Annotated in this window: 9 protein-coding genes; 3 read left to right on the forward strand and 6 right to left on the reverse strand. The window is 74.0% G+C overall.

The annotated features are described in order from the left end of the window. The 3 genes from ABZX67_RS33005 to ABZX67_RS33015 form a co-directional block, all read right to left on the reverse strand. On the reverse strand, nt 1-967 hold a 967-nt coding region (locus ABZX67_RS33005; RefSeq protein WP_355368399.1), incomplete at its 3' end, for an SMC family ATPase. Then, nucleotides 964-2,133, reverse strand: coding sequence for an exonuclease SbcCD subunit D (locus ABZX67_RS33010; protein WP_355368402.1), 1,170 nt, complete (start codon nt 2,131-2,133; stop codon nt 964-966). The genes ABZX67_RS33005 and ABZX67_RS33010, both read right to left, overlap by 4 nt. A gap of 42 nt (nt 2,134-2,175) precedes the next feature. After that, complete coding sequence (locus tag ABZX67_RS33015) at nt 2,176-2,802, reverse strand: YigZ family protein (protein WP_355368405.1); 627 nt, start codon at nt 2,800-2,802, stop codon at nt 2,176-2,178. A gap of 88 nt (nt 2,803-2,890) precedes the next feature. Here ABZX67_RS33015 and ABZX67_RS33020 point away from each other — a divergent pair, with 88 nt between their 5' ends. Beyond that, a complete protein-coding gene (locus ABZX67_RS33020; protein WP_355368408.1) occupies nt 2,891-3,316 on the forward strand; it encodes a CoA-binding protein in 426 nt (141 codons plus the stop codon). Here ABZX67_RS33020 and ABZX67_RS33025 read toward each other — a convergent pair. Beyond that, the gene (locus ABZX67_RS33025) at nt 3,309-3,878 is read right to left on the reverse strand and encodes a YbaK/EbsC family protein (protein ID WP_355368411.1); all 570 of its coding nucleotides are present in this window, start codon (nt 3,876-3,878) and stop codon (nt 3,309-3,311) included. The two genes, ABZX67_RS33020 and ABZX67_RS33025, sit on opposite strands and share 8 nt — an antisense overlap. Nucleotides 3,879-3,953: 75 nt before the next feature. Continuing rightward, nucleotides 3,954-4,526 (reverse strand): XRE family transcriptional regulator, encoded by a 573-nt coding sequence (locus tag ABZX67_RS33030; protein WP_355368414.1) that lies wholly within the window; start codon nt 4,524-4,526, stop codon nt 3,954-3,956. A gap of 97 nt (nt 4,527-4,623) precedes the next feature. Between ABZX67_RS33030 and ABZX67_RS33035 the strand changes: the two genes are divergently transcribed. Beyond that, entirely contained in the window at nt 4,624-5,490 is an 867-nt protein-coding gene (locus tag ABZX67_RS33035) for a DMT family transporter (RefSeq protein ID WP_355368417.1), read from the forward strand. A 28-nt stretch (nt 5,491-5,518) separates the two neighbouring features. Here the strand turns inward: ABZX67_RS33035 and ABZX67_RS33040 are convergent, their stop codons facing one another. Next, nucleotides 5,519-6,274, reverse strand: coding sequence for an acyltransferase (locus ABZX67_RS33040; protein ID WP_355368420.1), 756 nt, complete (start codon nt 6,272-6,274; stop codon nt 5,519-5,521). Between the two features lie 140 nt (nt 6,275-6,414). Here ABZX67_RS33040 and ABZX67_RS33045 point away from each other — a divergent pair, with 140 nt between their 5' ends. Beyond that, nucleotides 6,415-6,945, forward strand: coding sequence for a gamma carbonic anhydrase family protein (locus tag ABZX67_RS33045; protein ID WP_355368423.1), 531 nt, complete (start codon nt 6,415-6,417; stop codon nt 6,943-6,945). Nucleotides 6,946-7,077: the final 132 nt, after the last annotated feature.

The raw sequence follows: 7,077 nt of genomic DNA on the forward strand, positions 1-7,077 counted from the left end.
CCCGGTCGAGCCGGGCCTGCCAGGCGTCGCGGTCGGCGCGCCGCAGGTCGAGCTCCTCGCGGCGGCGCACGGCGTCCTCGTACCGCCGCTGCCGGGCGGCGAGGTCGCGCTCCTCGTCGAGGGCGCGGCGGGCGGCGGCGTGCCTGCTCTCGGCGGCGGCGAGCGCGGACGCGGCGACGTCCAGCGCCTCGCGGGCCCCGGCGCGGGCGACGGCGGCCCAGGCGAGCACGGAGTCGGCGAGCCCCGGGTCGCCGGGTTTGCCGTCGGGCGCGGGCCAGTCCGCGGCGGCGGGTCCCGCCGCCTGCGCGATGCGGTGCGCGAGGCCCAGGAGCCGCTCGTCGCCGTCCCGCACCTGCTGCTCGGCGACGCGCCGCAGCCCGGCGAGGTGCTCCTCGACGGCGGCGAAGCGCCGGGTGTCGAAGAGCCGGCCGAGGAGTCTGCCGCGCGCCTCGGCGTCCGCGCGAAGGAAGCGCGCGAAGTCGCCCTGCGGCAGCAGCACCACCTGGCAGAACTGCTCCCGGCTCATGCCGATGAGCTGGGTGATCTCCTCGCCGATCTCCTGGTGGGACTTGCTCAGCCCCTGCCAGGCGCCGCGCTCGGGATCGTACTCGCGCAGCCAGGACTGGGCCTTGTCCTTGGTGAAGCCGGAGCCCCGCTTCTTGGGGCGGAGCTGTTCGGGCCTGCGGGTGATCTCCAGCCTGCGGCCGCCGACGGTGAGGTCGAGCACCACCTCGGTGGCCGTCCCGGCCGGGGCGTGGTCGCTGCGGAGCGAGGTGCCCGGGCTCTGCCGGGCTCCGGGCACCGCGCCGTACAGGGCGTAGCAGACGGCGTCGAGGACGGAGGTCTTGCCCGCGCCCGTCGGGCCGTGCAGCAGGAACAGCCCGGCTTCGGAGAGGGCGTCGAAGTCGACGGTCTGGGTGGTGCCGAAGGGGCCGAAGCCGGTGATCTCCAGCCGGTGCAGTCTCACGCGGTCACCTCGCGCCGCTCCATGTCGACCCGTACGTCCTCGAAGGCGCGCTGCAGGGCCTCCCTCTCCGGCGCGTCGGGGCCCGCCCCGCCGCGTACGTGCGCCACGAAGTCCTCCGCGATCTGCTGGTCGCTGCGGCCGCGCAGGCGCTCGGCATAGGAGGCGGTGGGCTCGTCGTCGGGCCGGTCGGGGTCGAAGACGAGGCTGAGGGCGTGGGGGAAGCGCTCGGCGAGCCGGGCCATGGGCTCGGCCGGGCGGACCGGGTCGGTGAGGGTGGCCTCGATCCAGGACTGCTCGTGGCGGGCGAGCGCCGGGTCGTCGAGCAGGTCGTCGAGGCGGCCCCGGATGCGGGCGAGCGGGCGCGGCACCGGGCAGTCGATCCGCTCGGCGGCGGTGATCTCCCCATCCGCGCCGAGGTCGACGAGCCACATCGTCTTGCGGTGGTCGGTCTCGGAGAAGGAGTACGCGAGCGGCGAGCCGGAGTACCGCACGCGCGCGGTGATCGTCTGGCTGCCGTGCAGGTGCCCGAGGGCGGTGTAGTCGACGCCGTCGAAAACGGCGGCCGGAACGGCGGCCACTCCCCCGACGGTGATGTCCCGCTCGCTGTCGCTCGGTTCGCCGCCCGCGACGAAGGCGTGGGCGAGGACGACGGAGCGGGTGCCGGGGGGCCGCCCGGCCAGGTCGGCGCGGACCCGCTCCATGGCGGCCGTCAGGACGGCCTCGTGGCCGGCCTTCTTCGCGCCGAACTCGTCCCGTACGAGAGCCGGTTCCAGGTACGGCAACCCGTAGAAGGCGACGTCGCCGTACGCGTCGGCCAGCACCACCGGGGTGCCGACCCCGGCCGGGTCGGTCCGGAGGTGGATCCCGGCGCGCCCGATGAGTCCCGCGCCGACGCCGAGTCTGCGCCCGGAGTCGTGGTTCCCGGAGATCATCACGGTCGGTACGCCGGCGTCGGCGAGCCGGTGCAGGGCCGTGTCGAACAGCTCCACGGCGGGCAGCGGCGGCACCGCCCGGTCGTAGATGTCTCCCGCCACCAGGACCGCGTCCACGTCGCGGTCGCGCACCGTCGCCACCAGGTGGTCGAGGAACGCGGCCTGGGCGTCGAGCAGGCCGACGCGGTGGAAGGACCGCCCCAGGTGCCAGTCCGACGTGTGCAGGAGTCTCATGGGCCCTGAGATTAGCGGTGGGGTCCGACAACGCGTGCCGCTTCAGGCATCTCCGTACGCCTCGCCGCCGAGCTCCAGCGCGGCCGTCCCGGCCGTCGCATCGGCGAGCCAGGCGCGGAAGTTGCCGACGTCGGCGTCCGGCAGGCCGACCTCGATGGTGACGGCCTCGGCGTAACGCACGTCACGCACGGCCCTCCCGGTCGCCCGCAGGTCGTTCTCCAGCTTCCCGGCCCGCTGGTGGTCGACGGTGACGGTGGCGAGCCGGTAGCGGCGCCGCGTGACCGTGCCGAGGGCGTCCAGCGCTTCGCCGACGACGCCGCCGTACGCCCTGATCAGTCCGCCCGCGCCGAGCTTGACCCCGCCGTAGTAGCGGGTGACGACGGCGGCGACGTACCGCATGTCCCGGCGCAGCAGCATCTGGAGCATGGGCACACCGGCGGTGCCGCCCGGTTCGCCGTCGTCGCTGGCCTTCTGTACGGCGGCGTCGGCGCCGATGACGTACGCGAAGCAGTTGTGGGTGGCGGTCGGGTGCTCCCTGCGGACGCGTGCGACGAAGTCCTGCGCCTCCTGCTCGGTCGCGGCGGGCGCGAGCGCGCAGAGGAAGCGCGAGCGGTTGATCTCGGTCTCGTGCACGCCTTCGCGGGCGACCGTCCGGTACTGCTCCTGCATCCCGCCACCCTATGCGGGGCCGCCGACCGGGAAGGAATCACCCGGGGCGGGGGTTGGCGCACACAGAGACCGACAGAGGAGGCACAGCGTGCAGAACCAGTCCGGGGCCGAGTCCGAGGCCGAGACCGTCCGCAGGATCCTGACCGAGTCCGGGGACACCTGGGCGGTGGTGGGGCTGTCCAACAACCGCTCCCGCGCGGCGTACGGCGTCGCCGCCGTGCTCCAGGGGTTCGGGAAGCGGATCGTGCCCGTCCATCCGAAGGCGGAGACGGTCCACGGGGAGCAGGGGTACGCGTCGCTCGCGGACATCCCCTTCCCCGTGGACGTCGTGGACGTCTTCGTCAACAGCGACCTGGCCGGGGGCATCGCGGACGAGGCCGTGGCCAAGGGTGCGAAGGCGGTCTGGTTCCAGCTGGACGTGACCGACCGGGAGGCTTACGCGCGCACGCGCGCCGCGGGCCTCGACATGGTCATGGACCGCTGCCCGGCCATCGAGATCCCGAAGCTCAGCTGACGGCGGGGGCCGCCCCGAGGCCCTCCAGGACCACCGCGCCCGGCAGGTCGGCGAGGGCCTTGCCGGGCACGATGAGCTTGCCGCGGCGGCGGCCGCTGCCGATCAGCACCCACGCGCGGTCGACGACGGCGGAGTCGACCAGCAGCGGCCAGTCGCCGGGCAGGCCGATGGGCGTGATCCCGCCGTACTCCATGCCGGTCTCGCCCGTCGCGGTGTCCATGGGCGCGAACGACGCCTTGCGGACGCCCAGGTGCTTGCGGACGACGCCGTTGACGTCGACCCGCGTCCAGGACAGCACCACGCAGGCCGCGAGCGAGCTCTCGCCGCCCCGCTTGCCCGCCACGACCACGCAGTTGGCGGAGGTGTCGAGCAGGTCCTGCCCGTGGTGCTCGACGAAGGCGGCGGTGTCGGCGATGGCCGGGTCGGTGTCCACGTACAGCAGCTGCTCGGCGGGCACGTGCCCCTGCCACGCGCGTACGGCGGCGGCGACGGGTGCGGTGAGCTCGTCGAGGCAGTCGGGGGCGGGGCGGGCGTCGTCGAAGTCTCCCATGGGTGCGCGCATGGTCCGCACGCTAACAGCGGCGCCGCGACGGGTGCTTGACCGTCTCGGAGGACGGGCTCAGCGAGCTCGACGGGCTCAGCGGACGGGCGGGACCGACACGGCCATCGTCATCTCGACGGGCTCCTCGCCGTCGTTGCGGTACGCGTGCGGGACGTTGGACTCGAAGACGGCGGAGGTTCCGGCCGGTAGGCGGTGTTCGACGGCGTCCACGACCAGGGTGAGCTCCCCCGCCGTGACGTGCAGCAGCTCGGTGGTCCCGCCCGGATGTGGGTCGGAGGCGTAGCCGTCGCCCGGCATCAGGGTCCACGACAGCAGCTCCAGCGGCCCCCGCGCCTCGGTGCCGACCAGCAGCGTGGTGCGGCTGCCCTTGTCCGTGGACCACATGCGGACGGCCTGCTCCTCGGGCACGAGCCGGACGTGCGGCCCCCGTTCGTAGTCGAGCAGCGTGGTGATGGAGATGCCCAGGGCGTCGGCGAGCTTCACGGTGGTGCCGACGCTCGGGTTCGTACGCGCCTGCTCGATCTGGATGATCATGCCGCGGCTCACCCCCGAGCGGGCCGCGAGCGCGTCGAGGGTGAAGCCCCGCTCCCCTCGCCAGCGCTTCAGGTTGCGGGCGAGCGACTGCGTGAGCTGATCAAGGTCCGACACATTCCGTCCAATATTCTGGATGACAGGGTTCAATATGCTGCACTACGGTGTGGTGCACTTCATCGTTCACTGCACTGTACTGCGAGGCGAGGACCCCATGACAGCACTGTTCGCCCTGGCCACCAGCCTCCTGTGGGGGCTGGCCGACTTCGGCGGCGGGCTGCTCACCCGGCGCACCCCCGCGCTCACCGTGGTCGTCGTCTCCCAGACGATCGCGGTCGTCGTCCTGGGCGCCGTGGTCGTCGCGACCGGCGGCTGGAGCGAGGCGGGACCGCTGCTCTGGTACGCGGTGGCCGCCGGCGCCGTCGGCCCGGTGGCGATGCTCGCGTTCTACAAGGCGCTGGCGCTCGGCCCGATGGGCGTGGTGTCCCCGCTCGGCTCCCTCGGCGTGGTCGTGCCCGTCTCGGTCGGCCTGCTGCTGGGCGACCGGCCGGGGGTGCTGCAGTACGCCGGGATCGGCGTGGCCGTCGCGGGCGTGGTGCTGGCGGGCGGGCCCGAGCTGCGCGGGGCGCCGGTGCGGCGGCAGGCGGTGCTGCTGACGCTGGTGGCGGCGTTCGGCTTCGGCACGGTGATGGCGCTGATCTCCGAGGCGTCCACCACCCTCACCGGGCTCTTCCTCGCGCTGTTCGTGCAGCGCGTCACCAATGTGGCGGTGGGCGGCGCGGCCCTGTACGTCTCCGTGAAGCGCGGCGGGCGGGCCCTTCCGGAGGACGGCGGCATGCGCGTGATCCTGGCGGCACTGCCCGCCCTCGCCTTCGTCGGGCTCGCGGACGTCGCCGCCAACGGCACGTACGCGATCGCCGCGCAGCACGGTCCCGTCACCGTGGCCGCCGTACTGGCCAGCCTCTACCCCGTGGTGACGGCGCTCGCCGCGCGCGGTGTGCTCAAGGAGCGGCTGCGGGCGGTACAGACGGCCGGAGCCGGGCTGGCGCTGGTGGGAACGGTGCTGCTGGCCGCCGGCTGATACGGCCTTCCCTCCGACTTCCCGGTGGTCAGCGGCCGTCGGCCTCGGCCGGCGTGGGCAGTGCCGCCAGCGCCGCCAGCTGCTCGGGCGTGACACCGTCCGGGATCGGCTGGGGCGTGGGCGTGCGCAGCGGCGGCTGCCAGCCCTTCTCGGCGTCCCAGCTGCGTACGACGCGGGCCGGCGCCCCCGCCACCACCGCGTGGTCGGGCACCTCGCCGCGTACGACCGCGCCCGCGGCGACCACGACGTTGCGGCCGAGCTTGGCCCCGGGCAGGATCACCGCCCCGGTGCCGAGCCAGCAGCCCGGGCCGATCTCCACCGGCTCGCTGCGCGGCCACTGCCGGCCGACCGGCTCGTGCGGGTCGTCGTAGCTGTGGTTGGTGGAGGTGATGTAGACGTACGGGCCGCAGAAGGTGTCCGCGCCGATGGTCACCCGGGCGTCGGCGATGACATGGCTGCCGCGGCCGAGGACGACGCCGTTGCCGAGGGTGAGGACGGGGTCGGGGCCCAGGTCGAGGCCGGGCATCATCCCGGCGGTGAGCGTCACCTGCTCCGCGATGATGCAGTAGTCGCCGAGCTCGATCCACGCCTCGCCGAAGACCGTGCCCTGCGGGAAGGCGAGCCGGGTGCCGGGGCCGAGCCGGCGGAACCGCAGCCGCCCGGGGCGTTCGGCGGTGACGGCACCCGCCTCCTGCAACCGGCGCCAGCCGCCGTGCACGGCACGCGAGAGGAGCCGCTGCCGCCAGCCGGCGGGCGATGAGAACGTGTTTCTGTTCTTCCGCACCCGCACACGGTAGTCGGCGGGGCGCGGCCGATCGGCGCGCCGGCCTGTGATGTTCGCCCCACCGTCCTCTCGGCGGGGGCCGTCGCTTACGGTTCCCCCTGGCGCGACCCACAGCACATGAGCATCCGAGGGAGCAGGCGATGGCAGAGCGGGCGTTGATCACGGGCGTCGGCGGCAAGCAACCGGAGGTGGACCCGGAGGCCTTCGCCGCACCGACGTCCGTGGTGGTCGGCGAGGTGACCATGGCCCGTGGGTCGAGCGTCTGGTACCACGCCGTGCTGCGCGCGGACCTGGGGCCGATCACGCTGGGCGCCGACAGCAACATCCAGGACAATTGCACCGTCCACGTGGACCCCGGTTTCCCGGTCACCGTCGGCGAGCGGGTCTCGGTCGGGCACAACGCGGTCCTGCACGGCTGCACGGTCGAGGACGACGTCCTCGTCGGCATGGGCGCCACGATCCTCAACGGGGCCCACATCGGCGCGGGCTCGCTCATCGCGGCCCAGGCGCTGGTGCCCCAGGGGATGCGGGTCCCGCCCGGCTCCCTGGTCGCGGGGGTGCCCGCGAAGGTCAAGCGGGAGCTGACGGCCGAGGAGCGGGAGGGCATCAAGCTCAACGCCGCGATGTACCTGGAGCTGGCGAAGGCGCACCGCGAGGTACGGGAGGACTGAGTTCCGGGGGCTCTGCCCCGGGCCCCGGACGGGCTGAAACCCAGCCCCGCCGGCGATTGAGGCGCGGGGGTCCGGGGGCAGAGCCCCCGGTTACGGGAAGGGGCGGGGCGCACGTCGACCTGGGCGATCTAG

It is taken from the genome of Streptomyces sp. NPDC003036 (assembly GCF_040611175.1).
GTDB lineage: Bacteria > Actinomycetota > Actinomycetes > Streptomycetales > Streptomycetaceae > Streptomyces.